Source organism: Kribbella ginsengisoli (genome assembly GCF_039537185.1).
Lineage (GTDB): Bacteria > Actinomycetota > Actinomycetes > Propionibacteriales > Kribbellaceae > Kribbella > Kribbella koreensis.
Map to the genome: position 1 here is coordinate 757,718 of NZ_BAABAA010000002.1, position 26,836 is coordinate 784,553.

General features: G+C 68.1%; 25 protein-coding genes. 6 read left to right on the top strand and 19 right to left on the bottom strand.

What is annotated here, in order from left to right:
- Window positions 1-4 precede the first annotated feature (4 nt).
- From ABD768_RS10910 to ABD768_RS10920, 3 genes are read right to left on the bottom strand one after another with little or no spacing between them, the layout of a single operon-like run.
- Window positions 5-1,210 (bottom strand): cytochrome P450, encoded by a 1,206-nt coding sequence (locus ABD768_RS10910; RefSeq protein WP_344839969.1) that lies wholly within the window; start codon window positions 1,208-1,210, stop codon window positions 5-7.
- Window positions 1,207-2,424, bottom strand: coding sequence for a cytochrome P450 (locus ABD768_RS10915; protein WP_344839972.1), 1,218 nt, complete (start codon window positions 2,422-2,424; stop codon window positions 1,207-1,209). Before ABD768_RS10915 ends, ABD768_RS10910 begins: the two co-directional genes overlap by 4 nt.
- A 7-nt stretch (window positions 2,425-2,431) precedes the next feature.
- Window positions 2,432-3,727, bottom strand: a complete 1,296-nt coding sequence (locus ABD768_RS10920; protein ID WP_344839975.1) for an SGNH/GDSL hydrolase family protein — start codon at window positions 3,725-3,727, stop codon at window positions 2,432-2,434.
- A 193-nt stretch (window positions 3,728-3,920) separates the two neighbouring features.
- Between ABD768_RS10920 and ABD768_RS10925 the strand changes: the two genes are divergently transcribed.
- Genes ABD768_RS10925 through ABD768_RS10935 form a run of 3 tightly spaced genes read left to right on the top strand, consistent with a single transcriptional unit; the run spans window position 3,921 to window position 7,392 of the window.
- Window positions 3,921-5,483: a class I adenylate-forming enzyme family protein gene (locus ABD768_RS10925; RefSeq protein ID WP_344839978.1), complete on the top strand. Its 1,563-nt coding sequence runs from the start codon at window positions 3,921-3,923 to the stop codon at window positions 5,481-5,483.
- Window positions 5,480-6,736 (top strand): MFS transporter, encoded by a 1,257-nt coding sequence (locus ABD768_RS10930; RefSeq protein WP_344839981.1) that lies wholly within the window; start codon window positions 5,480-5,482, stop codon window positions 6,734-6,736. Before ABD768_RS10925 ends, ABD768_RS10930 begins: the two co-directional genes overlap by 4 nt.
- The gene (locus ABD768_RS10935; protein ID WP_344839983.1) at window positions 6,733-7,392 is read left to right on the top strand and encodes an SGNH/GDSL hydrolase family protein; all 660 of its coding nucleotides are present in this window, start codon (window positions 6,733-6,735) and stop codon (window positions 7,390-7,392) included. The genes ABD768_RS10930 and ABD768_RS10935 overlap by 4 nt, the downstream gene beginning before the upstream one ends.
- A gap of 513 nt (window positions 7,393-7,905) precedes the next feature.
- On the opposite strand, the gene ABD768_RS10940 is transcribed toward ABD768_RS10935, so the two are convergent.
- Window positions 7,906-8,412 carry a CatB-related O-acetyltransferase gene (locus ABD768_RS10940; protein WP_344839985.1) on the bottom strand — a complete coding sequence of 169 codons (507 nt, stop codon included), beginning with the start codon at window positions 8,410-8,412 and terminating at the stop codon, window positions 7,906-7,908.
- Window positions 8,413-8,651: 239 nt separating this feature from the next.
- On the opposite strand from ABD768_RS10940, the gene ABD768_RS10945 reads away from it, so the two are divergent.
- Complete coding sequence (locus tag ABD768_RS10945) at window positions 8,652-9,353, top strand: SDR family oxidoreductase (protein ID WP_343976612.1); 702 nt, start codon at window positions 8,652-8,654, stop codon at window positions 9,351-9,353.
- On the opposite strand, the gene ABD768_RS10950 is transcribed toward ABD768_RS10945, so the two are convergent.
- Window positions 9,319-10,569 (bottom strand): cytochrome P450, encoded by a 1,251-nt coding sequence (locus ABD768_RS10950; protein ID WP_344839987.1) that lies wholly within the window; start codon window positions 10,567-10,569, stop codon window positions 9,319-9,321. The two genes, ABD768_RS10945 and ABD768_RS10950, sit on opposite strands and share 35 nt — an antisense overlap.
- 134 nt (window positions 10,570-10,703) lie before the next feature.
- Between ABD768_RS10950 and ABD768_RS10955 the strand changes: the two genes are divergently transcribed.
- Window positions 10,704-11,960: an MFS transporter gene (locus ABD768_RS10955; protein ID WP_344839989.1), complete on the top strand. Its 1,257-nt coding sequence runs from the start codon at window positions 10,704-10,706 to the stop codon at window positions 11,958-11,960.
- The gene (locus ABD768_RS10960) at window positions 11,957-13,057 is read left to right on the top strand and encodes a methyltransferase (protein WP_344839992.1); all 1,101 of its coding nucleotides are present in this window, start codon (window positions 11,957-11,959) and stop codon (window positions 13,055-13,057) included. Before ABD768_RS10955 ends, ABD768_RS10960 begins: the two co-directional genes overlap by 4 nt.
- Before the next feature lie 2 nt (window positions 13,058-13,059).
- On the opposite strand, the gene ABD768_RS10965 is transcribed toward ABD768_RS10960, so the two are convergent.
- Genes ABD768_RS10965 through ABD768_RS11030 form a run of 14 tightly spaced genes read right to left on the bottom strand, consistent with a single transcriptional unit; the run spans window position 13,060 to window position 26,828 of the window.
- Complete coding sequence (locus ABD768_RS10965) at window positions 13,060-14,424, bottom strand: hypothetical protein (RefSeq protein ID WP_344839995.1); 1,365 nt, start codon at window positions 14,422-14,424, stop codon at window positions 13,060-13,062.
- A complete protein-coding gene (locus ABD768_RS10970; protein ID WP_344839997.1) occupies window positions 14,421-15,794 on the bottom strand; it encodes a hypothetical protein in 1,374 nt (457 codons plus the stop codon). The genes ABD768_RS10965 and ABD768_RS10970 overlap by 4 nt, the downstream gene beginning before the upstream one ends.
- Window positions 15,794-17,143 (bottom strand): ATP-grasp domain-containing protein, encoded by a 1,350-nt coding sequence (locus tag ABD768_RS10975; RefSeq protein WP_344839999.1) that lies wholly within the window; start codon window positions 17,141-17,143, stop codon window positions 15,794-15,796. The genes ABD768_RS10970 and ABD768_RS10975 overlap by 1 nt, the downstream gene beginning before the upstream one ends.
- Window positions 17,140-18,117, bottom strand: coding sequence for an alpha-ketoacid dehydrogenase subunit beta (locus ABD768_RS10980; protein WP_344840001.1), 978 nt, complete (start codon window positions 18,115-18,117; stop codon window positions 17,140-17,142). Before ABD768_RS10980 ends, ABD768_RS10975 begins: the two co-directional genes overlap by 4 nt.
- Window positions 18,117-19,067, bottom strand: coding sequence for a thiamine pyrophosphate-dependent dehydrogenase E1 component subunit alpha (locus ABD768_RS10985; protein WP_344840003.1), 951 nt, complete (start codon window positions 19,065-19,067; stop codon window positions 18,117-18,119). The genes ABD768_RS10980 and ABD768_RS10985 overlap by 1 nt, the downstream gene beginning before the upstream one ends.
- Before the next feature lie 6 nt (window positions 19,068-19,073).
- The gene (locus tag ABD768_RS10990) at window positions 19,074-19,874 is read right to left on the bottom strand and encodes a DUF3050 domain-containing protein (protein ID WP_343976586.1); all 801 of its coding nucleotides are present in this window, start codon (window positions 19,872-19,874) and stop codon (window positions 19,074-19,076) included.
- Between the two features lie 14 nt (window positions 19,875-19,888).
- On the bottom strand, window positions 19,889-20,797 hold the full coding sequence (locus ABD768_RS10995; protein WP_344840005.1) for a phytanoyl-CoA dioxygenase family protein: 909 nt from the start codon (window positions 20,795-20,797) through the stop codon (window positions 19,889-19,891).
- The gene (hppD, locus tag ABD768_RS11000) at window positions 20,794-21,867 is read right to left on the bottom strand and encodes a 4-hydroxyphenylpyruvate dioxygenase (protein WP_344840008.1); all 1,074 of its coding nucleotides are present in this window, start codon (window positions 21,865-21,867) and stop codon (window positions 20,794-20,796) included. Before hppD ends, ABD768_RS10995 begins: the two co-directional genes overlap by 4 nt.
- Window positions 21,867-23,126 (bottom strand): beta-ketoacyl-[acyl-carrier-protein] synthase family protein, encoded by a 1,260-nt coding sequence (locus ABD768_RS11005; RefSeq protein ID WP_344840010.1) that lies wholly within the window; start codon window positions 23,124-23,126, stop codon window positions 21,867-21,869. Before ABD768_RS11005 ends, hppD begins: the two co-directional genes overlap by 1 nt.
- Window positions 23,123-24,769 carry a class I adenylate-forming enzyme family protein gene (locus tag ABD768_RS11010; RefSeq protein WP_344840012.1) on the bottom strand — a complete coding sequence of 549 codons (1,647 nt, stop codon included), beginning with the start codon at window positions 24,767-24,769 and terminating at the stop codon, window positions 23,123-23,125. Before ABD768_RS11010 ends, ABD768_RS11005 begins: the two co-directional genes overlap by 4 nt.
- Window positions 24,766-25,293: a beta-ketoacyl synthase chain length factor gene (locus ABD768_RS11015; protein WP_344840015.1), complete on the bottom strand. Its 528-nt coding sequence runs from the start codon at window positions 25,291-25,293 to the stop codon at window positions 24,766-24,768. The genes ABD768_RS11010 and ABD768_RS11015 overlap by 4 nt, the downstream gene beginning before the upstream one ends.
- On the bottom strand, window positions 25,290-26,318 hold the full coding sequence (locus ABD768_RS11020; protein ID WP_344840017.1) for a beta-ketoacyl synthase N-terminal-like domain-containing protein: 1,029 nt from the start codon (window positions 26,316-26,318) through the stop codon (window positions 25,290-25,292). Before ABD768_RS11020 ends, ABD768_RS11015 begins: the two co-directional genes overlap by 4 nt.
- Window positions 26,311-26,574, bottom strand: coding sequence for an acyl carrier protein (locus ABD768_RS11025; protein ID WP_343976565.1), 264 nt, complete (start codon window positions 26,572-26,574; stop codon window positions 26,311-26,313). The genes ABD768_RS11020 and ABD768_RS11025 overlap by 8 nt, the downstream gene beginning before the upstream one ends.
- Complete coding sequence (locus ABD768_RS11030) at window positions 26,574-26,828, bottom strand: acyl carrier protein (protein WP_343976562.1); 255 nt, start codon at window positions 26,826-26,828, stop codon at window positions 26,574-26,576. The genes ABD768_RS11025 and ABD768_RS11030 overlap by 1 nt, the downstream gene beginning before the upstream one ends.
- Window positions 26,829-26,836: the final 8 nt, after the last annotated feature.

Sequence of the window (26,836 nt, forward strand, 5' to 3'; positions counted from 1 at the left end):
CCTCTCAAGTCAGCGTGACCGGCATGGTCGCGAACCCACGAAGAGCAAACCCGGCACTCTGCACCGGCGCCCCGGCCAGCGCCAGCTCCGGGAACCGCTGGAACAACCGAGGCAACGCCAGCCGCCCCTCAGCCCGCGCAAGCACCGCCCCGATACAGAAGTACGCGCCGGCCCCAAACGTGATGTGCCGCTTGTCCGCCCGCTCCGCATCAAACACCTCTGGCGAAGGAAACCGCGCCGGATCCCGGTTGGCCGCCCCCAGAATCACCAGCACCAGCCCACCCTCAGGGATCGTCACCCCACCCACCGACAGATCCTCAGAAGCAGTCCGTACTACGACCTGCGCCGTCCCGTCCCACCGGAGCACCTCCTCGACGCAAGCCTCGGCCACCACCGGATCGGCAGCCAGCGCCTTCACCAGCGACGGCCGCTCGAGCAATGGCGGCAGCGCGTTGCCGAGCAGGTTGATCGTCGTGACGAAGCTGGCGTTGAAGAGCACCAGCAGGTTGCCGACCAACTCCTCATCGGTCAGCACGCTGTCACCGGAGTCGATCACCTGCACCAGCCCGCTGATCAGGTCGTTGCCAGGGGCAACACGACGGTCCGCGATCAACTGTTGGTAGTACGCCGACATCTCCACGGCAGCTTCATTGGCCGCGGCAACCTTCTCGACCGTCCGCCCACCGAAGTCCAGATAGTCCTCCACCCGCTGCACCCGGGTCCTGAACCACTCCAGATCCGGCGCCGGGATCCCCAGCAACGCACTCATCACACCGGCAGGCAGCAGATACCCGAACTCCGCGATGAAGTCGACCGGCCCATCAGCACCCAACACGCCAAGCCGATCCAGCAGCGAGTCCGTCAACGCGACGATCTCCGGCTCCAGCTCGGCGACCCGCCGCGGCGTGAAGGCCTGATGGAACGCCCGCCGCATCCGCCCATGATCAGGCTCGGTCCGGAACATCATCGAGTTCCCGAGCGCCGTCGACACCGGATCGGCGTCGGGCCCGGGCGGCGGACCACCCTTGACGAAGCGTGGATCACGCAGGATCTGATCGACCGCCGCATACCCGTTGGCCACGGCCGCGTACGCAGTACTGGCCGGTGTCAAACTGACCGGTCCCAGCTCATGAAGTCTTTCGTACAAGGGGTACGGCGCTCGCCGCCCCTCGTCGGTCTGCAGCAGCGCAAGGATCTCGTCGGCCGTCATGTTGCCACCGGCATCGACTTGTACCCGCGCAGGAACTGCTGTGGATTCCGCACCGGCGGCCGCGCGGCCCGCAACGACGGGAACCGCTCCAGCAACCGCGGAAAGGCGATCCGGGCCTCCGCCCGGGCCAGCGCCGCACCCAGGCAGTAGTGCGGACCGGCGCCGAAGCTCAACGGCTTCACGTCCGTCCGCCCCGCATCGAAGAGATCCGGCGACGGGTACCGCAGCGAATCCCGATTGGCAGCACCGAGCATCACCAACACGATCTCCTTGGCTGGAAGGACTGTTCCGGCGATCTCGGCATCCTCTTCGGACCAGCGGGCGACGAACTGTACCGGCGCCTCGTACCGCAGAACCTCTTCGACGAAGGCGGGCGAGCCGGCGGCCGCGCTAAACCCGGGCTGGTCGAGCAGTTGCCACATCCCGTTGCCGATCAGGTGGATCGTCGTCACGAAGCTGGCGTTGAAGAGCACCAGCAGGTTGCAGATCAGGTCGTAGTCCGACACCTCGTGCAGCCCGGCGTCGATGGCCGCGACCAGCTGACTGATCAGGTCGTCGCTCGGCGTCTTCCGGCGCGCGACGATCAGGTCTTGGTAGTAGTCGGACAGCTCGCGAGTCGCCTGGTCGGCGGCCGCCAGCACCTCGTCGGTCTTGCCGACCACATCGAGAAAGTCGTTGATTCGTTCGACTCTGGGCCGGAACCAGGCCAGGTCGTCCTGCGGGATGCCGAGCAGCGCAGCGACCACGCTGCTCGGCAACGGGTAGGCGAACTCGGTCATGAAGTCCGCCTCCCCGTCCCGGTCGAACCGCTCGGCCAGCTGGTCCATCAGGCCGTCGACCAACTGACCGACAGCCGGCTCCAGCTCGGTCACCCGGCGGGGCGTGAACACCTGGTGGAACAGGCGTCTGGCCGTCAGGTGCCGGGGACCGTTGCTGTACATCATCGAGTTGTTGAGCACCGCCAGCAGCGGATGCTCGCGCCACCCGGGACCACCGTGATCGTCGCTGAACACGTCGTCGGCGACATGGAACCGCGGGTCGCGCAGCAGCTCGTCGGCTGCCTGGTAGCCGGTGACCACCGCCGCATATCCGCCATCGCCTCCCAACAGGGAGACTGGACCTAGCTTGTGGAGTTCGGCGTAGTACCGGTATGGATCGTCCAGACCGGCTTCGCTGAAGAGTCCCTTGAGCACTTGATCGGCGGCGGTGGTCATCAGCGGCTCACCGGACCAGCTGCAGCGGGATCGAGTCGGCCATCGCCTGGTAGCCGGCGTCGTTCAGGTGGATGTGGTCGCCGCCGTCGTAGGCAGCCAGCAGCTTCTCGGGCGCGCTTGGGTCCCGAACGGCCTTGTCGAAGTCGATGACGCCGTCGAACTCGTGCTGGTTGCGCAGCCACTTGTTGACCGCGACCCGGGTCGCCTCCTTCTCCGGGGTCCAGCCGCCGGGCGTGGTGAAGCCGCCGTACGGCGTGATGGTGGCGCCGATGCTGGTGATGCCGTTCTCGTGCAGCTGGCTGTTGATCTGCTTGAGCGCGCCGATGATCTGGTCCGAGCCGGCGCCGTTCATCCAGATGTCGTTCACGCCGAGGTGGGTGATGACGGTTCGCTCGTTGGTCTGGGCGTAGACGTCCTCGTTCAGCCGGGCCAGCGCGTTCGGGCCGAGCTGCTCGGTGCCGCTCGGGCCACCGAGGATCAGACCGTCGCTGTCCTGCAGCAGCCGGTTGCCGGCCTCGCCGACGTTCAGCACACCGGGAGCGTTGTGGTGACGGTCGGCGACCAGGCGCTCGGCGAGCTGGTCGGGCCAGCGGTTGTTGCCGTTGAGCGTGCTGAGCAGGCCGTCCGCGATCGAGTCACCGAGCACGACGATCGAGCCCGCCGACCTCTCGGTCAGGACGTCGACGCCGGACAGGAACGTCCAGCAGCAGGCCCGGGTCCGGTCGTACCCGGTCCCGTCGGGCGCGTTGGTCAGGTCGCCCGGACCGAAGAAGTTCTCCTGGTCCGAGGACGCGTGCCAGCTGGTCGGGCCGGTCGCGGTCGGGTAGAAGACGCTGATCACCAGCGTGCTCAGGTCCGGCACGGTCAGCTTGACCGGGTCGCTGAGCAGCTCGGCGCCCTTGTTCATCACCGCGGTCGGCGAGCCGCCGTTGAAGGTCAGCGCCCGCTTGGACGCCACCACGATGTCGGACTGCACCGGCGTCGAGGTGTCCCCGAACGCCACGGTCGCCGCGCCGATCTGGACCGGTCGGTCGCCGTAGATGTTGGTGAACCGGATCCGGACCTTGTCGCCCCCCACGGACGGCCGGACCACGTAGCGGGCGCTCTGGTTGTTGAGACCGGTGGCGGTGAACCCGGCCGTCTCGGGCTTGACGATGCCGGCGGACCAGCTGCCCACCCACTCGGACCGGTCGCCGTGGCCGCCGGACGTCTGAGCCGACGATCCGGTGAAGACCAGGGCCGAGCCGGCCAGTGAAACGGCGGCCGCTAGTGCGGCCGATCTGACGGTACTGGGAATGCGCATGGAACAACCCCCCAATGGGTTGGCGCGCGACGGGTGAGAAATACCCTGCGCGAGTGGCGGTGACGGAAACCTAGTTCCGGATTCCTGACACGTCAACGGGCGCTTTGAATTGTTCGCTTGAATTCACCCGACCGCTGGCCGCCGGGAAATATCGGAAGTACAGTCGCCCCGGATACCGAAAGGGTGGGGCGCCATGTCGGTCGATTTCGTGCTGGACCGGAACCTGGAGCGGTCCGGTTCTTATGTGGTCGCTGCGCTCCGGCTTTTCGCGCGGTACGGCGAGGCCGAGGCGATCGTCGCCGGCGGCCGGCGGCTGACGTACGCCGAGCTGCGCGCGCAGGTGCTCGACCTGGCCGCGACGCTGCAGGATCGCGGCGTCGGCCCGGGTACCGGCGTGCTCGTGCTGGCCGGCAACACGATCGAGCTGCCGGCCCTCCAGCTCGCGCTGCACCTGGTCGGCGCCCGGACGATGTGGATCGCGCCGATCGCGGGCCGCCGGGAGATCGAGGCGTTCGCGCGGCTGTCCGAGGCGGACGTCTTCGTCTACGACGCCCGCACCAAGGCCGTCGTCGGAGAGCGGCTGGCGGTGAGCCTCGCAGTACCGGTGCACTGCCTCGGTGCAGGCGGGTTGGGGCCGGATCTGCTGGCCCCACCGGCCACGGCGTTCGAACCGGAGTACGGGGAGCTGACCCCGGCCACCTGCCTACAGACGAGCGGTACCACCGGGGAGCCCAAGCTGGTGCACCACCGGCAGGCGTTCTACGAGCAGATCCTCACGCTGGCCGCCGACTACCTGGCCGCCGGGCTGCCCGTGCTGCGGCACCTGTCGCACTCGCCGATGGCGTTCGCGAGCGGGCAGATCACCAGCTTCTTCAACCTGTTCATAGGCGGCGTGCTGTTCCTCGAGGACGACTGGGACCCGGGCCGCGCGCTGGCGACGATCGAGCGCGAGCGGATCAACTCGACGTACGTGTCGCCGCCCCTGCTCTACCAGCTGCTCGACCACCCGGACCTGCCGACCACTGACGTCAGCAGCCTGTTCATGCTCAACGTGGGGGCCGGCCCCGCCGCTCCGTCCCGGCTACGGCAGGCCATCGAGCGCTTCGGGCCGGTACTGCGGATCGTGTACGGGCTGAGCGAGGTCATCGTGGTGACGGCCCAGCCTGGGCTGACCGAGGACCCGGAGCATCCCGAGCGACTGCGGTCGAGCGGTACGCCGTACGGGGACGTCCGCGTGGAGATCCGGTCACCTGATGGGGCACCGGTCGCGGCGGGGCAGACCGGGGAGATCTACGCGACCAGCAGGCTCCGCTTCGCGGGGTACTGGGGGCGGCCGGACCTGACCGAGCAGGCCATCGTCGACGACTGGGTGCGGACGGGTGATCTTGGGTATCTGGACTCTGACGGGTACCTGTACGTCGTCGATCGGGTGCAGGACACGATCGTCACGGGGTCGAGCAACTGGAACGTGTACTGCCGGCCGATCGAGGACCTACTGCAGTCGCATCCGGGGGTACGGGCGGCGGCGGTGATCGGCGTACCGGACGAGGCGTTCGGGGAGGTGCCGCACGCGTACGTGGTCCGGTACGACGGCGCTGTGGTGACGGCCGGCGAGCTGCAGACGCTGGTCCGGAACGAGTTCAACGAGATGTGGACACCGCGCGAGATCGAGTTCCTGGACGATCTCCCGCTGACCTCCGCTCACAAGATCGACAAGGTGGCCCTGCGCTCCCGACACGAAGCAAAGCCGGCATGAGCGAGCCGTCGGCGCAGGCGTCCGGGCGGCGTCGGGCTGGGCTGATCGCGCTGTTCAGCGCGGATGTGTTGTCGGTGCTGGGCGACCGGGTGTCGATGGTGGCGATCCCCTGGCTCGTCCTGACCACCACCGGCAGCCCCGCGAAGATGGGCCTGGTCGCGGGGGCCGAGATGCTCCCGTACGTCGTATCGGGCGTGCTCGCCGCGCCCCTGGCCGACCGCTTCGGGCTGCGCCGGACGTCGATCGTGACGGACCTCGGGAGCGCCCTGGCGATGGCTGCGATCGTGCTGACGCCGGGCTCGTCCTTCGCCCTGCTGTGCCTGCTGGTCGCCATCGCGGGCGCGCTGCGCGGCTGCGGCGACCGGGTCAAGCACGTCATGCTCAAGCCGATGGCGGACGCGGCCGGGGTCAAGATGATCCGCGTGACCTCGTCGTACGAGGGCTTCACCCGTACCGCGACGCTGGTCGGCGCACCCCTCGGCGGGCTCCTGATCAGCTGGATCGGCCCGAACAAGGCGATCACCGTCGACGCGATCTCGTTCGTCGTCTGCGCCGCGCTGATCGGCTTCCTGGTACGCCTGCCGGCCGTCGTCGATGACACCCCCGCGCCGCCGCGGGAGCCGTACTTCCGAGCGCTGCGGGGTGGGTTCGCCTACCTCCGCAAGGACCAGCTGCTGCTCGGGATGATCGTGATGATCTTCTTCCTGAACGTCTTCAACCAGGCCGGCACCGCGGTCTTCGTGCCGCTCTGGGTCGAGCAGGTCCTCAAGTCGCCCGCAGCCCTCGGCCTGCTCTTCGGCGGCTTCGCGGCCGGCGCCCTGCTCGGGAACGTCATCTTCACACTGCTCGGCCCGCGCCTCCCGCAGTACTCGTCCTTCGTCATCGGCGCCGCGATCGGCGGCGCCCCACGCCTGTTCACCCTGGGCCTGTCACACCACGTCTGGGTGGTCATCTCAGTCAGCTTCGCCTGCGGCATCGCGAACGCCGCGGTCAACCCGGTCATGGGCGTGACCCTGTACGAACGGGTACCGGCCGAACTCCAGACGCGGGTCTTCGGCGTGACCGGCGCGATCGCCTTCATCGGCATCCCCATCGGCGGCGTACTGGCCGGCTGGTCTGCCGCCACGTTCGGCCTGCGCCCCGCGGTCATCGGCTCCGGCGTGATCCTCCTCCTGGTCACCCTCATCCCCGTCTACCGCTGGTGGCGCCACCCGGTAGAGCTCCCCAACTACCGCTCCAAGGAGGCAGCATGATCACCGAAGCCACCGACGAGTACTGCCTGTCCGAGGGCGAGTCCGCCAAGCTCCTGGCCGGCCACCCCTGGCGCCGCTTCGCAGTCCTAGGCGACAGCGTCGCCGAAGGCCTCTGCTCCCCCGTGCCCGGCTACTCCGACCTCCAATGGGCCGACCGCCTAGCCGCCGAACTAGCCGTCCCCCACTACCTGAACCTAGGCGTCTCCGGCCTCCGAGCCCACGAGATCCGCTCCACCCAGCTAGCCCCCGCCCTGGCCTTCCGCCCCGACCTGGCCCTGGTGGTAGGCGGCGGCAACGACGCCTTCTCCGCCCGCTACAACCCCGACCGAGTAGACACCGAACTAACCGAGATGGTGCAGGCGCTGCAGGCAGCCGGCGCCGACGTAATCACCCTAGGCATGTTCAACGTCTCCTACTCCCCCGCCATCCCTGCTTGGCTCCGCCCCGGCCTCCGCACCCGCATGACACTCCTCTCCGAGCGCACCCAAGCCCTAGCCGCTCGCCTAGGCACGATCCACGTCCACCTAACCACCCACCCCCTCTCCACAGACCCCACCCTCTACTCCCCCGACGGCCGCCACGGCACAGCCCGAAGCGACGCAGTAGCCACCGCCGAAACAATCCGCCGCCTGGCAGCCCACCTAGCCACCCGCTAGCCCACCCGCTCACCAGCTGCGAGCGGGGCCCGGCTCCCGGCCTGCGACCACCTCCCCGCCTGCGGCGCTGGTGTGGGCAGCTTTGGCTGGTAGCGCGCCCGTCGGCTGGTGGTTGGGGACGCTGGCGCACAGGCGGCGAGGTGGCCGAAGGCCACGAGCCCGCCCCACCCGCACCCCACCACGCGGCTAACCCCCACCACCTCCTGCGCGCCCGCCGACCCCAGCCAGCAGCAGACCGGCGCGCGCTACCGGCAGACCTCCGCACCGGATCCGCGCCGCAGGCGGCGAGGTGGCCGAAGGCCACGAGCCCGCCCCAAACCCCCGGTAGGCGGCTCACCCCCCACCACCTCCTGCGCGCCCGCCGGAGCCAACCACCGGCGGACCGGCGCGCGCCACCGGCAGACCTCCGCACCGCATCCGCGCCGCAGGCGGCGAGGTGGCCGAAGGCCACGAGCCCGCCCCACCAACCCCCGGTAGGCGGCTCACCCCCACCACCTCCTGCCCGCCCGGGGGCTACTGGTCGGTGGTTAGGCCGTGATCCAGGGCTATCTGTTCGACCTGGGTGGGGGTGCCGGTGAAGATGGTGTGGGTGTGTTGGGTGACCAGGTCGACCGGCCAGTGCCACCAGGCGGCTCGGAGGAGACGGGCGGTGTCTTCGGGCGAGTAGCGGTGTTTGAGGACTCGGGCCGGGTTGCCGCCGACCACGGCGTACGGAGGGACGTCGGTGGTGACGACGGCCCCGGTGGCGATGATCGCGCCGTCGCCGATGGTGACGCCGGGCATGATCGTCGCGCCGTAGCCGATCCAGACGTCGTTCCCGACCACCGTGTCGCCCTTGCGAGGAGCCGACAGCGCAGGCGACAGCGTCTGCTCCGCCCACGCGCCGCCGAAGATGAAGAACGGGTACGCCGAGACGCCGACCAGCGGGTGGTTGGCCGACGACAGCAGGAACGTCGCCTTGGCCGCGATCGGGCAGTACTTGCCGATGATCAGCTTCTCCGGCCCGAACGGATACAGCACATTGTTCCGCTCGAAACCGGCAGCATCGTCCGGATCGTCGTAATAAGTGAATTCCCCGATTTGGACATAGGGGACCGTAATCAGGGGTTTCAGAAAAACAGTGCGCCGTCGATCATTAAATGGATAGACGACATCAGGGTCTGGCGCACTCGGCACAGGCTGCTCCTCACTCACGGACTTCCCCGGATGGTGATTTCCGAACACTGCCGAAATGTCGTGACTTCGTCTACAGTCCGGCCATGGCCGACAACGACCCGATCCTGATCTCCGGCGCCACCGGCTGCATCGGCAGCACGCTGGCCAGGTCCCTGTACGCCGATGGCCGCGCCCTCGTCCTGTTCGGACGCAACGAAGAGCGCCTCGCCAAGCTCGCCGCCGAACTCCCCGACGCTGAGGTACTCGTCGGCGACATCGGCCGAGCCGACACCCTCGCGGGCAACCTCGAGCTCCCGCGGAAGCTCAAAGGAGTCGTCCACGCGGCCGGCATCTGCGAGGGCCGCACGCTCAGCGACAGCGACCCCGCCCAGATCCGCGAGCACCTCGAGGTCAACCTGGTCGGCCCGGCCGAGCTGACCCGCCTCGCCCTGCCCGCGCTCCGAGCAGCGCGCGGCACCGTGGTACTGGTCAACTCGCTCGTCGGCCTGTACCCGTGGCCCGGCTGGATCGGCTACGCGATGAGCAAGTACGGTCTGCGCGCCTTCGCCGAGACGCTGCGGCTGGAGGAGTTCGAGACCGGCGTCCGGGTGAGCAGCATCTTCGCCAGCCGGGTGGCGACGCCGCTGCAGGCCAAGGTGCACGCCCAGGAGGGCAAGGAGTACGTGCCGGACGCGTGGGTACAGCCCGAGACGATGGCCCGGACCATCCGCAACGTGCTGGAGACGCCGCACGACGCGGAGCTGAAGGACATCACTCTGATGCATCAGCAGTACCCCCGGCCGTGACCAGCACCCGGTCGGTCACCGTGATCGGCAGCGACTTGTAGCCGCGCAGGATCAGCTGGTCGGTCCGCACCGCGGCGCTCCCGAGCGCCAGGTGCGGGAACCGCTCCAACACCATCGGCAGCGCGATCTGCGCCTCGGCCCGCGCCAGCGCAGCTCCCAGGCAGTAGTGGGCGCCCGCCCCGAAGCTGATCGGCTGGTTGTCCACCCGCGCCGGATCGAACCGGTCCGGCGCGGCAAACCGCCGCGGATCCCGGTTGGCGGCCCCAGTCAGTACTGCGACCAGCTCCCCCTCCCGCAGCGGTACTCCGAGCAGCTCCGTGTCAGCACTGGCCACCCGGATGAACACGTGCGCGGGAGTGTCGAACCGCAGCACCTCCTCGACGTACGCCGGCATCGACTCCGGCGTACGCCGGACCGCCGGGCGCTGGAGTAGCAGCGGCAGCGCGTTGCCGAACAGATGGATCGTCGTACTGAAACTCGCGTTGAACAGGACCAGCAGGTTGCCCACCAGCTCCAGATCCGTGACCTCATGCCCGCCCGCCTGGACCAGGTCGCTGATCAAGTCCTGCTGGGGCGAAGCCCGCCGCTGCGCGATCAGGTCGAGGTAGTAGTCGGTGATCCGGATCGCGGCCTCATCCGCCGCCTCCAGTACATCGAACCCCTTGCGCCGGAAGTCGAGCCAGTCGTTGATCAGGTCGACCTGCGAGCGGAACCAGGCGATGTCCTCGTCCGGCAGCCCGAGCAACCGGCCGACGACCCGCGCGGGCAGCAGATAGGCGAACTCGGCCATGTAGTCAACCTCGTTGCCATCGGCACCCAACTCGGCGACCCGGTCGAGCAGCTCGCCGGTGATCCGGATGATGTCCGGCTCCATCGCCTGGACCCGGCGCGGGGTGAACACCTTGCGGAACAGCCCGCGCATCCGGCCGTGCCGGTCGCCGTTGCTGAACATCATCGAGTTCATCAGCGTCACGAGCACCGCGTGGTCGCGCCAGCCCGGCGTCATCGGCTCCAGCCGGTACGCGTCGTGGACCTCGAAGGCGGGGTCGCGCAGGATCCGGTCGACGGCCCGGTAGCCGAAGACGGCCGCGGCGTACGGCAGCTCGGGCGCCGTCACCGGCACCGCCTCACCGAGCCGGTGCAGTTCGGCGTACAGCGGGTACGGATCGTCGGTCCCACCCGACGCCAGCGCCCGCAAGATTGTGTCCGAAGTCATTTTCTCCCCCAACATTCCGGCATGCCGAAATCGCCTTGCCTGCCTTCTTTCCGCGGCATTGACGATTGCTGCGGAACACTTACCCCCATTGAATCCGTGCCGTACGCTGATTCTCGGGGGAGGACGCGACGAGCATGGGGGAGACTGTGATTCAGAAACGGCGAGCCGGGCTTTACGCATTGCTCACCGCCGACGTGTTCTCCGCCTTTGGCAGCCGATTCTCGGTGGTCGCCATTCCGTGGCTGGTACTGATCACCACGGGCAGTCCCGCGAAGATGGGCCTGGTGGCGGCGGCGGAAATGATTCCGTATTTGCTGACGAGCGTGCTGGCGGCGCCGATCGCGGACCGGTTCGGGATGCGGCGGACATCGATCACGTGCGATCTGAGCTCGGCCGTGGCGATGAGCATCGTCGCCGCGGCACCTGACTTCGGCTTCTGGCAGCTGGTGCTGCTGATCGCCGTGAGCGGCGGGATGCGGGGTGTCGGGGACAGGGTCAAGCACGTGTTGCTGCGACCGGTGACGGCGGAGTCCGGGATCCCGATGATCCGTGTGACCAGCGCATATGAGGCGATGAACCGCACTGCGGGGCTGATCGGGGCGCCGCTCGCGGGCATCCTGGTGGCAACGCTCGGGGCGCGGCACACGATCTGGCTGGACGCGGGGACGTTCCTGGCGGCGGCGGTGCTCGTGTGGGCACTGGTGCGGCCGGCGCCGGAGCCGGAGGAGGTCGCGCCGGCCAAGGAACCGTACCTGAAGGCATTGCGCGGTGGATTCAGTTTCCTGCGCACGGACAAGCTGCTGCTGGGGATGATCGCGACGTTGTTCCTGATCAATTTCTTCCAGCAGGCGGCGAGTACGGTATTGCTGCCGCTGTGGGTGCAGGAAGTCTTCGGATCGCCGACCAGGATCGGAATCATCCTCGGCGTTTTCGCGGCCGGGTCGCTGGCCGGGAACGTGGTATTCACGATCTTCTCGACGAAGCTTCCGCAGATGCTTTCCTTTTTCATCGGCGCGGCGATCGGAGGTGCGCCGAGAATCCTGGTGCTGGGGTTGACCGACAACCTGGCGGTCGTCCTGGTGGTGACATTCCTCGCCGGGTTCGGAATAGCCAGCGTGAATCCGGTGGTCGGCGCGATCCTGTACGAGCGCATCCCGGTCGAGCTCCAGACCCGGGTCTTCGGCGTCGTCGCCGCGGTCGCCGTCTCCGGCATCCCCATCGGCAGCGCCCTGGCCGGCATCGCAGCCGCCGGCGCCGGCCTCAAACCCACGATCCTGATCGGAGGAGCCGTCCTCCTGACCCTGACCCTCATCCCCCTGTTCAGATACCGCCGAGCCTCCTCAGAACCCCCGGCAACAGAACCCGCCCAACCCGCAGGAGAAGCAGGATGACCGACCGCCCCACTCCCGGCCCGGCCGACCTGGCCGCGATGAGCGACCTGATCATGCCGATGGCCATCCGAGTCGCCGCCACCCTCCGACTCGCCGACCACCTCGCCGACGGTCCCCTCACCGCCGATGCTCTCGCCGCCAAAGCCCATGCAGATCCCGAAGCCCTCGGCCGCCTGATGAGATATCTCGTCGCCCGCGGACTCTTCGAGTCCACGAGCGACGAGGAAGAGCGGGAGGAAGGCGCATCTGGTCAGCCCGGCGTGGGTCAAGGCGAAGGCGCTGGCGTGGAGCCGGGCGCTGGCGTAGGTCGGGGCGGACGCGCTGGTGTGGAGGCTGGCGGTCGGGGTCGGTTTGCTCTGGGTGAGGGTGGTAGGTGGTTGCTGGATGGGGCGCCGGGGTCGGCTCGGAAGTGGTTGGATTTGGAGGGGTTCGGTGGGCACATGGATCGTGCCTTCTTCGAGTTGCTTGGCACGGTTCGCGCCGGCGGGCCGGTTGCTGCGGGCAACAAGGTGAGTCTCAGCCCGGAAGCCGCCGGGTCCTATGACGAGCTGATGGCTGAGCGGGCTCGCGCGGAAGGGCCGGCGCTCGCCGAGGTGCTCGACTGGAGCCGGTTCAAGCATGTGGTTGATGTCGGCGGTGGTACGGGGGCTCAGCTCATCGCTTTGCTGACCGCCTTCCCCGGCCTCCGGGGCACGCTCGTGGAGTTGCCTGCGAGCATCGTCACGGCACAACAACAGTTCGCCGAAGCGGGAGTGAGCTGCGGGGTGCTCGGTGGGAACCTGTTCGAGTTGGAGTTGCCGCGGGCCGACGCCTTCGTACTGCGGTACCTGCTGCACTCCTTCGAGGACGACCAGGCCGTCGAGGCGCTCGCCAAGTGCCGCAAGGCGCTCGAGCCCAATGGGTGCGTGCTCGTCCTGGAGGCGTCCGACGCGACGCCTGCCGTCTTCGCCAGCATGGATCTGCTGATGCTCGTGCTCGGGCACGGCCGCGAGCGCACCCTCGCGCAGTACGACGACGTCGCCGCAGCCGCAGGCCTCAGCCGTAAGGCGATCTACCACCCCACGGCCGGCCCACGAGTGCTCGAGTACGTCGTCTGACATCAGGCGCCGCCAAGCAGCAACGACCCGGTGACGTGCACATTGCGCTTGAGGTTGAGGACCTCCCCCTCGCCCTGACTGCCGATCCGCACATAGCACCCGGACCCGCGACGCCCGAACGTATACGGCCCGATCGAGAACGGCACCTCCGCCGTCTCGTGCTCCCCACTCGTCAGATGCACGAAGTCCATCACCATCCGGTCAGGCCGCGAGTAGTCCTGAACCAGGTGCAGCCCCTCAGCCGCCCCACGCTCGACCAGCCCCTGCCACTCCCCAGCAGACGCCTCCCGCCCAACCACAACCCCCGACCCACCGAACTCGTCAGCCGGCTTCAGCACCAACTGCTCCCGCTCGGCAACCACCGACGGCACCAGCGAAGGCGTCAGCATCCGCGTCCGCGGCAAGTGCGCCCGTACCAGCGCAGCATCAGCCGCAGGCAACGAAGCAGCGTCCTCCCACAACCAAGCGAAGACGAGCTTGTTGCTGATCAACCACGAAGCAGCCGACGTGAACAGCGACGCCGTACCACCCCGAAGCGCATCCTTGATCGCCTGCAACCCGACCGTCGGCGGCATCTCCGAACACACGAACAGCCGCAGAATCGCCTCCACCCGCCGCCCACGCCCGACAAGCGAGCCAGAGGCATCCAGCGTCAGCCAGTCCACCGGCTGCACATCCATGTCGAAGCCGTTCTCGATGCCACGCTCCACAAACGGCTGCAGCAACGCGACCAGCTTCTCCGGATCATGCGACTCCGGATACTCCCCGTCAGTCCGGAACACCATCGTCAGCCGGGCCCCCGGCTCCAACCCGAGCGTCGACCGAATCGCCGCGAACCGCCCGTCGACAGCCGACGGCGGCGCCTCGACCGGCAGCACCGAGGCCACACCGGATGTACGGAAGAGCTCCAGGAAACGCGAGGACACCTTCTCGGAGTCCCACACGCTCCCCACATCGCTACCCACGTTGAACTCGACGAACTTCGGCACCCCGTCCGTCAGCAGGATGTCCGGCCGCCCAGACATCGCCAGGTGATCCCCCAGCGGCTCCGAGTCGTCCAGAAACTCGACCCGCCCGTCCGGAATCCCCAACAACTTGCGCAGCTCACCCGCAGTGCCGGCCCGCCGCCGGCAACACTCCAGCAACAGCTGCAGCATCCGATCGCTCAACGCATAGAGCTCATCCAGCCAAGGCTTGCTCATCAGCACCGGCCGCAACGGCTTCCAGGTCTCGTTGTACGTCGCGACCTCGTCGAAGACCGTCTGCCACCCCGCAGCACCAGCCGCCAGTACCGCCGCCCGCACCTCAGCCGACAAGTTGCCCCAAGCATCGAACCCGGGACGCCCGGCCCAGTCGTAACCGCTCACGTCGTCACCAGCAGCGGCCCGGTCACATGGATCGCCCGCTTCAGGTTGAGCACCTCACCATGCTCATGCGACCCCACCCGCAAGAAGCACCCATAAGGCTTGCGCCCGAACGTGTACGGCCCCACTGAATACGGCACCGAGACCTGCACCTGCTCGCCGGTCTCGACATGAGCGAGATCCATCGTCAACCGATCCGGCCGTACGTAGTCCTGCAACAAGAACCCACCGTCGCGCACCGCCGCGACGAGCCCCTCCCGCCACTCGGCAGGGTCGGTCTCGTGCCCAACCAGTACGCCGGCACCGCCGTACTCGTCAGCCGGCTTCAACACCAGCGAAGCGCGCTGGGCAACAGCATCCTCAAGCATCGAAGCGGTAAGCAGCCGACTCCACGGCACATGCAGCCGCACCAGCTCCTGGTCCTCAGGCGACAGCAACGAGATGTCATCCCAGAGATAGGTCAGCATGATCTTGTTGGCCAGCAACCACCCAGCCGTCGACGTGAACAGCTTCGTCTGACCCGACTCGACCGCGGCCCGAAGCGCCGCCTCACCCGGCACGTCGGGCATATCCGTGCAGACGAACAAGCGGAACACCGCATCCACCCGCCGCCCCTGGTTGACCAGCAACCCCTCCGAGTCGGTCTCCAGCCAGATCAGCGGCGCGACGTCCCCATCGATGCCGAGAGCCTTACCGCGTTCGACGTACGGGTCGAGCGATCGCACGATCGCGGGCAGGTTGTCACTGCCCGGGTACTCCCCCTCAGTGCGCAGTACGGTCGTCAACCGATCGCCCGGCTTGAGCCCGAGGAGGTCGATGATCGCCTGGTACCGCCCGTCCACCGGCGAAGGCGGCGCCAGCACCTCGACAGGACCCGAAGCACCATCGAGCGTCGTCAGCCCATGCGAAGAGAACGACGTCAGGAACCGCGTCGACACCCGCTCGGTGTCCCAGACGCATCCGGCCTCGCTCCCGACATTGAACTCGACGAACTTCGGCACCCCACCGCTGATCAGGATGTCCGGCCGCCCGGACTGGATCAGGTGCTCACCCAACTCCTCCTCGTAGTCCAGATAGCCGACCAACCCATCCGGCGTACCGAGCAGCTTGCGCAGTTCACCAGCAGTCCGCGCCCGCCGCTGCCCCGTCTCCAGCAACAACTGAAGCAGCCGATCCATCACCTCGCCGAGCGCTTCGTACGTCTTGTGATGAATCAGCACCGGCCGCAACGGACGCCACGACTTGTTGAAGGTCAGCACCCCACTGAAGACCGTCTTCCAGTCCTCGGCACCAGCCGCCAGCACCTGGTCTTTCGTTGCCTGTGGCAACTCTTCCCAGTAGTCGAAGGATGTGCCACGCCAGTCGAAGTCCATCAGTGCTCCTCCGGATTCACGAGTAGCAGGCCGCCGGTGAGTGCGCCCTGGGTCAGGTTGACGACGCCGCCGGCACCGGGCGGCGAGAAGCGGGTGAAGCCGCCGGACGGCACCCGGTCGAACTGGTACGTCGAGACGCAGTACGAGACGTCCGCCTCGACCACTTCGCCCGACTCCGGCTTGAGGAACTGCATGGTCAGCGGATCCGCCTCGATCAGCTCCTGGATGAGATGCGGCCCCTCGGCCCCGTCGACCGCGGCCTGCCAGTCCTCCGGCGAGGTCAGCGGCCCGATGAACACCCCGTGACCGCCGTAGTCGTCGGTCGGCTTGAACACCAGCCGCTCGCGCTCGTCGAGCGTGCGCTGCCGCAACTCGGGTCCGTACAGCCAGGTCCGCGGGATGTGCGCGCGAACGATCTCGGCGTCTTCGGCCGGCAGCTCGCCGAGGTCGTCCCACAGCCAGGCGAAGATCGTCTTGTTGCTCAGCAACCAGACCGCGGACGGCAGGAACATCCGGAAGCTGCCCGCCGTGTTCGCCGCTCTGAGCGCGGCCATCCCGGCGGACCCTTCGTCGTACGTCGGCACGAACATCCGCCAGACCGCGTCGAGCGGCCGATCCCCCGCCAGCAGCCGGCCGTCCGCGTCCTGCACGATCCACTCGAGCGGGTAGACGATCAGATCGACACCCAGCTCGCGGCCCCGATCGGCGAACGGCCGCAGCCGGTTGATCATGTACTCCGCGTCGTCCGCGCGCGGATAGCCACCGCCGGCGGCGTAGATCATCCCGGTCGTCTTGCCCGGCCCGACATCCGCGCGGATGGCGTCGAACCGCCCGTCGATCGCCGACGGCGGCGCGGCGGCGCCCATCGCGGTGAACATCGGCTCGTCGCGATAGACCTCCATCCACCGCTTGATCACGCCATCGGCATCCAGCACCCCACCCAGCGCGCTCTCGACGTTGCACTCGACCATCCGCGGCACCCCGCGTTCGAGCAGCAGGTCCGAGCGGATCGCGTTGATCAGCCGCCCGGTCAGCGGCTCGCTGTCGTCCAGCAACTGGATCCGGTCGTCCGGCACGCCCAACACCCGACGCAGCTCACCGGCCGTCCGGGCCCGCCGCCGGCAGGCGTCCAGCACCAACTGCGAGACGCGCGCGGTGATCCGGTTCATCTCGGCGAACCCGGCGTGGGTCGCGACCGGCGAGCGGAGCGGGATCCAGTTCTGGTTCTGCAGCGCGACGTCGTCGTAGACCTGCTGCCAGTACTTGTGGCCGTAGGCAAGCAACTTCTCGCGGACCTCATCCGGCAGCACCGGCCAGAGCTCAGCTGCGGACGCCCTCGTCGTCGTCACTTCTCGTCCCCCTCCAGTACGCCGCGGATCGCCGCGACCAAGTCGTCCCGTCCCGGCTGTACCGCCCGATCGAGGGCCGGCGCGAACGGCAGCACAGCCCCATCCGGCCGCGTCACCCGTCTGGGCGGCGCCACGAGCGAGCAACGCTCAGCGGCCACAGCCAGTACTTCCGCCCCGAACCCGCTGGTCCGATTGGAGTCGTCGACGACCACCAGTCGCCCGGTCCGCGCGACCGACGCGACCAGCCCCGAAACGTCCAGCGGGTAGACCGTCCGCGGATCGAACACCTCGATCGACGCCTCTCCGGCCAACTCGTCGGCCACCGCCAACGCGTCCTGCACCAGGTGGCCGAGGGCAACCACCGTCACGTCCGATCCCGGCCGCGCGATCCGCCCGACCCCGAGCGGCACCGGCGCCAAGGTCGAGAAGTCGACATCGTCGCGGAACCCGAGTGCTCCCGACGGCGCGAACACCACGACCGGATCGTCATCACGGATCGCCGACAACAGCAGCCCATAAGCATCCGACGGAGTCGCCGGCACCACGGTCTTCACCCCGACATGCGCGAACAGGCTGTAGGGATGGTCGGAATGCTGACCGGCCCACCCAGTACGCGAGCCTGAGCCCGGTACGACGTACGTTACCGGCACCTTGCACTGCCCACCGGACATCAGCGACAGCTTGTGCGCCTGGTTCGCGATCTGCTCGAAGACCAGGAAGAGCAGGGACGGGATCTGGAACTCGATCACCGGCCGCAGCCCGGCCAGCGCAGCGCCGGTCGCGAAGTTGGTGAAGGCCTGCTCGGACAACGGAGTGTCGATCACCCGCTCCGCACCGAACCGGCCGAACAACCCGGCAGTCAGGTTGGAGGCTGCGACCCGCACGTCCTCACCGAGCACGAAGACGCGTTCGTCAGCCTCGAGTTCGTCGCCCAGCGCGCGGTTGAGAGCCTTCAGGTAGGACAGTTTGGGCATCAGCTGAACACCTCCGGCGACGCGTAGAGATACTGCAGAGCCGCGTCCGGATCGGGATGAGCACTGCCCAGCGCGATCCCGGCCGCCGCGTCGAGCAGCGCCTCGATCTCGGTGTCGACGGCCGCCCGGTCGTCCACGGACAGCCGAGCCCCCTGGATCTCCACCGGATCCCGCGACCATCCGGCAGCGACTTCCTCATCAGAGCGGTAGTTCAGCCGCGCCCGGTGCTCGAACGTATGGTGCGCGTCGAACCGGTACGTCGTGCACTCGAGGAAGGTCGGCCCTTTGCCGGCCCGGGCCCGCTCGACGGCAGCCGTCGCCGCCGCCAGCACCTTCTCGGGATCCTGACCGTCGATCGTGAAGGCAGGCATACCGAAAGCCTTCGCCCGGCCCGTGATGCTTCCCGCTACCGCCGAGTCCACCGGCATCGTCGTCGCATAGCCGTTGTTCTCGCACACGAACAACACCGGCACACTCCACAGCGCCGCCAGATTGAATGCCTCCAGCAACATTCCCTCGTTGACCGCGCCGTCGCCGAAGAAGGTGACCGCGACGGTCGACTTGCCCAGCCTGCGTTGGGCCCAGGCCGCCCCGGTCGCGATCGACCCGGCCGCGCCGACGATGGCGTTGGCCCCGAGGATGCCGAGGTTGAAGTCGGCCGCATGCATCGAACCGCCGCGCCCCTTGTTCAGCCCCGACTCCCGGCCCATCAGCTCGGCGAACATCCGGGCCGGGTTCACCCCCTTGGCCAGGACGTGGCCGTGCCCGCGATGCGTGCTGGTGATCAGATCGTCGGCCCGCAACGCGGCGCACACCCCGGCGGCGATCGCCTCCTGACCGACGTACGGGTGGATACCGCCGACGATCTCGCCGGACCGGACGAACTCGATCGCACGCTCCTCGAAGCGGCGGATCAGCCGCACGGTCCGGTAGAGATCGATGGTGGTCACCGTGATTCAGCCCTTGATCGCGGCGAGGATGGCGTCCCACAGGCGGGCGCGGGCGGCGAGCGCGGTGTTGATGGTGTCCGCGCAGGCGTCCCACTTGTCCTGGTCGTCGCCGCACAGGTCGGCGACCATCTGCATCGCCATCGGGGTGTGGAACTCGCCGTCCACCTCGATGTGCCGCTCCAGGTAGTCGACGAAGGTGTTCAGCTTCTTCGACCGCTCGTTCACCGCGACGACCTGGGTGAACATGTCCGGGATCAGGTCCTCCCGGCCGAACGCGAAGGCGGCCGCCTGGCAGTGCACCGGCGCGCTCTCGATGATCGTCCAGGTGGTACCGGCGAAGTCGATCGAAGCCTGCGGTACGCCGGCCGCGGCCAGCGACTCGACCACCGGGTTGCCGTCGCGGAGCAGGCCGATCAGCTTGTCGATCGCACTCGTGTCGGCGCCGGCCTCGTGCATCCCGTCGACGTACAGCTCGAAGTGGCTGATGAACGCCGGCTTGCCGTCGTCGCCACCCAGCTCGTCGCTCTCCTCGACCATCACGATGTCGTTGATCAGCCGGCGGCTGCTGCGGTGCTCGGTCGGGATCCACGGCACCGTCACGCAGGTGAGCTCGCGCTGCAGCGACTTGAGCAGCGACATGAAGTCCCAGACGGCGAAGACGTGGTGCTCCATGAACGTGACCAGCGACTCGTGCGTGTCCAGGTTGGCGTAGAGCGGGTGCTGGACGACCTTGTCGCGGGCCTCGGAGACGGCCTTCTCCAGCTGCTCGATGCCGGGGTGGGTCTGACCCCAGTCGTAACGTGACATGTCCTTCTCCTTGGTTAGCGGTCGGCCCAGAGCGTCGGGCAGAAGTCCGGGTCGGCGTAGTCGGGCCTGCCGTCCGGGGTCCGGCGGACCAGCGCGTCGTGGTTGTACGCCGCGAGGGTGCCGTCGGAGAGCGGGAACTCCCGGTAGGAGTTGCCGCCGTCCTGCAGGTGCAGCGAGATCGCCCGGCGGGGGCGGTCGCTGACGTTCGCACCGCTGCCGTGGTACGTCCGGCAGTGGTGGAAGTTCATGTGGCCGCGCGGGATGGTGATCGGCAGCTTGACCACCTCGACGCCGTTGTACTGCGCGTTCTCGATCAGCATCTGGTCGAGCTGCGACTTGTCCCGGTCGGCGAAGTGCCGCACGACGGTGTCGTCGCTGCCGATCTCCTTCCACCGGTGCGAGCCGTCGACCATCGTGATCGTGCCCATCTCGGGCGGGCAGTCGTGGAACGGGATGAACGCGGTCAGCATCCGGTCCGACGACGAGGACGACCAGTAGTGCTTGTCGAAGTGCCAGGGCACGATGTTCGACGGCTCGCCCTCGATCGGCGGCTTGTAGATCAGCGTGGACTGGAAGATCCGGATCTCGTCGACCTGTGCCAGCCGGGCCGCGACCGCTCCGATCAACGGCTTGCCGAGGATCTTGGCGAGGCCGTCGTGTTCGTAGTGCACGTAGTCGTTGTGCCGCTGGACGTCGCCCTTGGACGGGTCCCAGTAGGCGAGCTTGGGCGGCGCGACGGGGAGATTGCGGTCGCGTTCGCCGGCGTAGTACCGCTCACTGGCGTCGACCAGCTCGTCGGTCTCGGCGTCGGTGAGCAGCTTCTTGGACAGGTACCAGCCATGTTCTTGGTAGAACGCGACATCGTCGTCCGACGGGAGCAGGTCGATCTCTTCTGCTGACAAGGTGAACTCGAGCATGGTCATACCTCGACCCCTTGCAGCTCGCGCTCCTTGGCTTCGTACAAGGCCTTGATGTTGCCGCTGCCGAACGTCATCGCGCCGCGCCGCTCGATGATCTCCAGGAACAGGGTCCGGCGGATGTGCATCGACTCGGTGAAGATCTGCAGCAGCTGGCCCCAGTGGTCCTTGTCGACCAGGATGCCGAGCTCCTCCAGGTCCGCGATCGGCGTCTCGACCTCGCCGACCCGGTCCGGCAGCGCCTTGTAGTACGCCGACGGCGAGGCGAGGAAGTTGACCCCGCGCTCCTTCAGCGTGCCGACCGCCTCGACGATGTCGCTGGTCCGCAAGGCGATGTGCTGGACGCCGGCGCCCGCGTGCCAGGTGAGGAAGTCGTTGATCTGCCCCGGCCGGCGGTTCGGGTCGGGCTCGATCAGCGTGAACGTCACGTGCTTCGACGGGCTCTGGACGACGGTCGACTCCATCCCCTGGCCGGCCACCTCGATGTACTCGTCGAAGATCGGCACGAAGCCGAAGACGTTCTCGTAGAACTCGACGGTCGACTTCAGCTCGCCCGACGGCACGCAGATCGCCAGGTGGTCGATCTCGCTGAACAGCTTCTCGTCCGGGCCCTTCGACGGCTCGGTGATCGTGAACGCGCCGGGCAGGAACTCCCGCCGCGGCCCGTGCCGCTCGACCAACCGGTGGATCACGTCGCCGAACCCGGCCACCTCCGCGATCACGACCGTGGTCTCGTGCTCGTCGGTGAACGTCGACGGCTCGCTCACCGAGACGGCGCCGCGGTTCAGCAGCTCGGTGTAGGCGACCGAGGCGTTGTCGACCTCGATGCCCACCACGGCGACGCCGTCACCGTGCCGCTGGACGTATTCGGCCGCGGGGTGGGTGGCGGCCAGCCCCGAGGTCAACACGATCTGTACGGCGCTCTCCCGCAGCAGCAGCGAGCGCTGGCCGGCCAGACCCGTCTCCGGTCCGCCCTGACCGTGCACCTGCAGGCCGAAGGCGTGCGCCAGGTAGAACGCCGCCTGCTTGGCGTCGCCCACGTACATCTCCACGTGGTCGATCCCGTAGATCTCCATCACCAGGCCTTCCCCTCACTCTTGATCTCTGTGCTCGGAGGTCCGAACAGCAGGCTGACGTTCTGGCCGCCGAACCCGAACGAGTTCGACAGCGCGTACTCCGGACGCGCCTCGCGCGGCTCCTTGCGCACGTGATCCAGCGGGCAGGCCGGATCGGGGTCATCGAGGTTGTACGTCGGGGGCAACAGTCCGGTGCTGACCGCCAGCGCGCTGGCGACCGCTTCGACGACTCCCGAAGTACCGAGCATGTGGCCGGTAAGCGCCTTGGTGGAGCTCACGGCCGGGCTGGATCCCTTGAAGGCAAGGCCGATCGCCGTCGACTCGGCGACGTCACCGAGCTTGGTGCTGGTGCCGTGGGCGTTGACGTAGCCGACTCGATCCGGGGTGATGTGGCCGCTGGCAAACGCCAGACGCATACAAGCGGCTGCGCCGGTACCGTCCGGACGCGGCGCCGTCGGGTGGTGGGCGTCGGCGTTCACGCCGTACCCCGCGACGTCGGCGTATCCACGCGCACCGCGCTTGTCGGCGTGCTCGGCGCTCTCCAGTACCAGCAGCGCTGCCCCTTCCGACAGCACGAACCCGTTCCTGAGCAGGTCGAACGGCCGGCTGGCTTCGGTCGGGTCGTCCCACCCGCGTGCCAGCGCCCGGGCATTGGCAAAGGTCTCCGCGAACGTCGGGAACAACGGCGCCTCGCTGGCCCCGCAGATCACCACGTCCAGCTCACCGCTGCGGATCAGGCGCACTCCGTCGGCGATCGCCTGAGCGCCGGAGGCACACGCCGTACCGACTGAAGAGGTGTAGCCGCGGATGCCGAACCGGATCGCTGCCCGGGCGGCCGGCATGTTCGGCAGAATCCCCGTCAGCAGATATGGACTGACCGCAGCCCGTCCGCGCTCGGCCCTCGCCAGCACCTGCTTCTCCAGCGTCGCCATCCCACCGACCCCGCCGATGATGATGCCGATCCGCTCCGGCTCGATGTTCTCTCCAACCACCAGCCCTGCATCAGCCAACGCCTCCTCAGCAGTCAGCTGCGCCAAGATGACGGTCCGATCCATCACCTTCCCGTCCGGCCCGCCGGCAATGGCTCCCGCATCGAACTCCGGCAAGAACCCCGCCAACTCAACGGAGTCAGCCACCGGATGCCCCGCCGGCGGCCGGCTGATCCCCGACCGCCCATGCAGCAAGGCGCCGAACACGTCGTCGACACCCCGCCCCACAGGCGTCATCAGTCCCATCCCGGTGATGGTCACGGGGCTCATCGCCGCGCTCCGTCCGCCAGGACAGCCGCCGGGGCCGCCGGCTGCTCGACACGCGCGCTGGTCAGGCGCTCAGTGCGGAGGGCGACCTTGCGGACCTTGCCGGTGACGGTGACCGGGACCTCGTCCTCGCCGACCACGTGGATGCGGCGGATCGTGCTCGCCACCTCTTCGCCTACCGCGGCGAGGATGCGTTCGTCGCGTTCCTTGATCGGGTCGGCGTCGGCGGGGACCTCGAGCAGTACGTCGGTGAGGAACTGGCCGTTCTCCTGGACGATGATCACCGTGCAGTCCTGGATCTCCGGCAACGCGGCGAGGATGCGTTCCTCCGACATCGATGTGTAGAGCTGTGGACCGTCGAAGCCGGCGACCGCGTCGGGCACCCGGTCGAGGTGGAAGTAGTGCCCGGTCTCGTCGCGGTAGACCAAGTCACCCGTCAGGAACCAGCCGTTGAGCCGGAACTTGTAGGTGTTGACCGAGTCGTTCCAGTAGCCGGGCGAGACAGTCGGCGACCGGAAGCCGAGCAACCCGACCTTGCCCGGCGGAAGCTCTTCCCCGCTGGAGTCGAGGACGGTCGCCGACGCGAACTGATACGGCTTGCCGATGCATCGCCCGTAGTGATCGCTGTCGATCGTGTGCGTGATGTGGAACCCGTTGTGCCCCATCTCGCTGGACCCCAGCCCATCGACGAAGTGCGAGCCGCGGACCGTCACCCGCCCTTCCCGCGTCACCGTCTCCCGGGTGCCGACGGCAACGAGTTTGCGGATGTGCGGCTCATGCGCACAGTCACCCGTGTTGAACCACATCCGCACCGAGTCCAGATCGTGCTTACTCAAATCCTCCCGGGCCAGCCCCGCCCAGGTGACCGCAAACCCATACACACCGTGCGGCTTCCACCGCTCGATCTGTGCCAGCACCGTCGACGCGTCCTGAGTCGACAGCAGCAACATCTCGGCCCGGTTCCCCAGCACCTGATTGACCATCAGGATCGTCGCCGTGTGCGGGATCGGCAGCGCGTTCAGAATCCGGTCGGTCCCCTGCGACTGCGGCATCGTCAGCAGGTGCTTCAACGCGGCGTACAAAGTCTTGTGGCTGTGCAGCACAGCCTTCGGTACCCCGGTCGTCCCGGACGTGTGCGTGATCACCACCGGATCGTCCTGATGATGCCGGTACGCCGCCGGCGCCAGCGCCGGATCTCCAGTACCCAAGTCGCGCGGCGCCCCGAGGATCGGCGCCTCCTGCAACAACCCACTGTGCGCCTCGCCGACCAGCACCCCGGTAACCCGCAGCCGCCGGATGTACTCCTCAGCGATCGCAGGCGCCATCTTCCCGTTCAGCAACGCGGGAATCGCCCCGATCCGGGTCAATGCGAGGAAACTCAGCACGATGTCGGCCGCCTCGGTCGCCCAGATCGCGACGACGTCCCGCCGACCGATCCCGCGCCCGTGCAACCACGCAGTACGCGCCTGCACCCGCTCGTCGAGCTCACCGAGCGTCAACGGATGCTCGGCCGGGAAGTCGTCGACAGGCGTGTCGAACGTCAGCCCCGGACCGTTCAGATCGGCACCATGCGCGATCACCGTCGCCAGCACGTTGCCGGCTCCGATGGCCGGATCCGCGGCGAGTGCAGCTCTCAGACTCTTCATGAAGGTTCTCCCCCACTCACCAGCAGGGCGACGGCGGTGTCGCCCTGACTTGCTTGTTCCACGAGCACGACCAGCACCTGGTCCGCATCACCGTCGGCGATCAGCAGCGCGGCCTGGTCGAATCCGGCCTGCCGGGCATCACCAGCCGGACTCAGACAGACGACCGGCCCATGCAGTCCCCAGCGCGCGGCGACGTACCCCGCCACGCTGTTCGGGACGGATTGGAAGAAGTACAGCGGCCCGACTCGCTTGCCATCAGCAACGAGTTGCCGGACCTGCTCGGCCGAGGCCCGGTCCCCCGTCCTGCTGACCAGCACGATGCCGACCTTTTCCCCTTGTTTCGCGGGGACTTCGCCGTACAGGGACTGCAGGCACCGATCGGCGACGACGGCGACCAACGGGCTGAACGTCGACCCGATGAAGCCAGGCAGCACCGGCGGGCCTGCCGGCGCGTCGTCGCCCGGCTGCGGCCAGTGACTGTCCGTGATCACGCGGAGTTCGGGGATTTCGACCGCGTGGCTCATCCCGCACGCACCAGCAAAGCCGTGTTGGCGCCGCCGAAGGCAGCATTCAAGGTCAGCCCGTACTGCGCTGTCGCAGGCCGCGGCGCATCGACGATCAGGTCGAGGAGGCACATCGGATCGGCGGCCGTGAACCCTGCATTGACCGGAAGCTTTCCGGCCCGCAGCGCCAGCACTGTCATCACCAGCTCGAGCAATCCGGACGCCTCCAGGGCATGCCCATGCACCGACTTCGTCGAACTGACCGGAACGCCCGTCGGGAACACCATCCGGATCGCGGCCGCCTCCGACGCGTCGCTGAAGATCGTCCCGGTGGCGTTCGCGTTGATGTAACCGACGACGTCCGACGGCAGGTCCGCCTTCCGCAACGCAGCCTCGATCGCCGCCGCCAGCCCCTGACCATCCGGCGCAGGCTGACACGGGTGATGCGCGTCGCCGGCTCGTCCCCAACCCGCGATCTCCGCCTTGCCTTCTCCCCTTTGCAGGACGACGGCGACGACGGCATCGCCGAGCAGGAGTCCTCTGCGGTCGAGGCTGAACGGTCGTACCGTGCTGTCGTCCGACAAGGCCCGGCCCGCGTCGAACAGAGCGAACTGGTCCGGCTCGACCAGGTAGCCGGCCGCCACGACGATCCGCTCCGCATAGCCGTAGCGGATCAGCGCGGCAGCGTCAGCGACCGCAGTACTGGCTGAGACGCACGCGCTGGTGTAGATCTTCGCGGCCCTGGTCGCCAGCCCACGGACGCCGGCACGACCGTGGACCGCGAGGAACAACGGTGTCGTCGCCCGCTGGGCCGCGGTCAGGCCCGCGTCGGCGCACGCGTCGATGACCGCGTCGAGCAGTTCTTCCTCCAGCGACCGGACGTCGACAGCCGTCGCCGCCCGGGTCACTCGCCGGTTCGAGGTGTCGAACCGGCGTACCTCGCCGAAAGCGGCCGCGCCGGGGAGGGCCGCCGCCAGTTGCGCCTCGGCACCACGGCCGAGCGCGCTCAGGACGGAGAAGCCCGTGACGGAGACCTGATCAGACATGGCTCTTCAGCGCTTCCGCGAGCACGGTCACGGCGTCGTCGATGGTCTTGATCCGGTCCAGCTGGTCGTCGTCCAGCTCCAGCCCGTACCGCTGCTCGACCTGATGCACGAGCCAAGCGAGCTCCATCGAGTCGATCCGTTCCCGGACCTCGCCGGGTTGGCGATCACCCAGCGCGGCCAGCCAGTCGACGATCTCGGCCCTGCCGGGCGGGGGCAGTGCGGACGGTTGGGCCGAGGGCTGGGGGATGCTGCTCATCAGACCTGCTGCGCTACCCGGCCGGCCACCGCGGTGGTGAACTCGCCGACGGTCATCAGGGCCAGCTCCTCGGACTCGTCGTCGGAGAACCGGACGCCGAACTTGTCCTCGACCCGGACCGACAGGTCGGCCAGCGCGAGCGACTCCAGGTCGACGCCGGCCGGGCCGAGCGTCGTCTCGTCGTCGATGCCCTCGACGTCGTAGTTCATGTCCTGCAGCTGCGCGAGGACGAACTCGCGAACCTCTTCCCTCATCGGGATAC

What these genes read in the sequence shown, in the direction of transcription:
- ABD768_RS10990 (WP_343976586.1), bottom strand. Translation starts at nt 19,874, where the DNA reads ATGTCACGTTACGACTGGGGTCAGACCCACCCCGGCATCGAGCAGCTG.
- ABD768_RS10960 (WP_344839992.1), top strand. Translation starts at nt 11,957, where the DNA reads ATGACCGACCGCCCCACTCCCGGCCCGGCCGACCTGGCCGCGATGAGC.
- ABD768_RS10970 (WP_344839997.1), bottom strand. Translation starts at nt 15,794, where the DNA reads ATGGACTTCGACTGGCGTGGCACATCCTTCGACTACTGGGAAGAGTTG.
- ABD768_RS11015 (WP_344840015.1), bottom strand. Translation starts at nt 25,293, where the DNA reads ATGAGCCACGCGGTCGAAATCCCCGAACTCCGCGTGATCACGGACAGT.
- ABD768_RS10945 (WP_343976612.1), top strand. Translation starts at nt 8,652, where the DNA reads ATGGCCGACAACGACCCGATCCTGATCTCCGGCGCCACCGGCTGCATC.
- ABD768_RS10950 (WP_344839987.1), bottom strand. Translation starts at nt 10,569, where the DNA reads ATGACTTCGGACACAATCTTGCGGGCGCTGGCGTCGGGTGGGACCGAC.
- ABD768_RS11005 (WP_344840010.1), bottom strand. Translation starts at nt 23,126, where the DNA reads ATGAGCCCCGTGACCATCACCGGGATGGGACTGATGACGCCTGTGGGG.
- ABD768_RS11020 (WP_344840017.1), bottom strand. Translation starts at nt 26,318, where the DNA reads ATGTCTGATCAGGTCTCCGTCACGGGCTTCTCCGTCCTGAGCGCGCTC.
- ABD768_RS10920 (WP_344839975.1), bottom strand. Translation starts at nt 3,727, where the DNA reads ATGCGCATTCCCAGTACCGTCAGATCGGCCGCACTAGCGGCCGCCGTT.
- ABD768_RS11010 (WP_344840012.1), bottom strand. Translation starts at nt 24,769, where the DNA reads ATGAAGAGTCTGAGAGCTGCACTCGCCGCGGATCCGGCCATCGGAGCC.
- ABD768_RS11025 (WP_343976565.1), bottom strand. Translation starts at nt 26,574, where the DNA reads ATGAGCAGCATCCCCCAGCCCTCGGCCCAACCGTCCGCACTGCCCCCG.
- ABD768_RS10980 (WP_344840001.1), bottom strand. Translation starts at nt 18,117, where the DNA reads ATGCCCAAACTGTCCTACCTGAAGGCTCTCAACCGCGCGCTGGGCGAC.
- ABD768_RS11030 (WP_343976562.1), bottom strand. Translation starts at nt 26,828, where the DNA reads ATGAGGGAAGAGGTTCGCGAGTTCGTCCTCGCGCAGCTGCAGGACATG.
- hppD (WP_344840008.1), bottom strand. Translation starts at nt 21,867, where the DNA reads ATGGAGATCTACGGGATCGACCACGTGGAGATGTACGTGGGCGACGCC.
- ABD768_RS10915 (WP_344839972.1), bottom strand. Translation starts at nt 2,424, where the DNA reads ATGACCACCGCCGCCGATCAAGTGCTCAAGGGACTCTTCAGCGAAGCC.
- ABD768_RS10935 (WP_344839983.1), top strand. Translation starts at nt 6,733, where the DNA reads ATGATCACCGAAGCCACCGACGAGTACTGCCTGTCCGAGGGCGAGTCC.
- ABD768_RS10910 (WP_344839969.1), bottom strand. Translation starts at nt 1,210, where the DNA reads ATGACGGCCGACGAGATCCTTGCGCTGCTGCAGACCGACGAGGGGCGG.
- ABD768_RS10930 (WP_344839981.1), top strand. Translation starts at nt 5,480, where the DNA reads ATGAGCGAGCCGTCGGCGCAGGCGTCCGGGCGGCGTCGGGCTGGGCTG.
- ABD768_RS10955 (WP_344839989.1), top strand. Translation starts at nt 10,704, where the DNA reads ATGGGGGAGACTGTGATTCAGAAACGGCGAGCCGGGCTTTACGCATTG.
- ABD768_RS10925 (WP_344839978.1), top strand. Translation starts at nt 3,921, where the DNA reads ATGTCGGTCGATTTCGTGCTGGACCGGAACCTGGAGCGGTCCGGTTCT.
- ABD768_RS10995 (WP_344840005.1), bottom strand. Translation starts at nt 20,797, where the DNA reads ATGACCATGCTCGAGTTCACCTTGTCAGCAGAAGAGATCGACCTGCTC.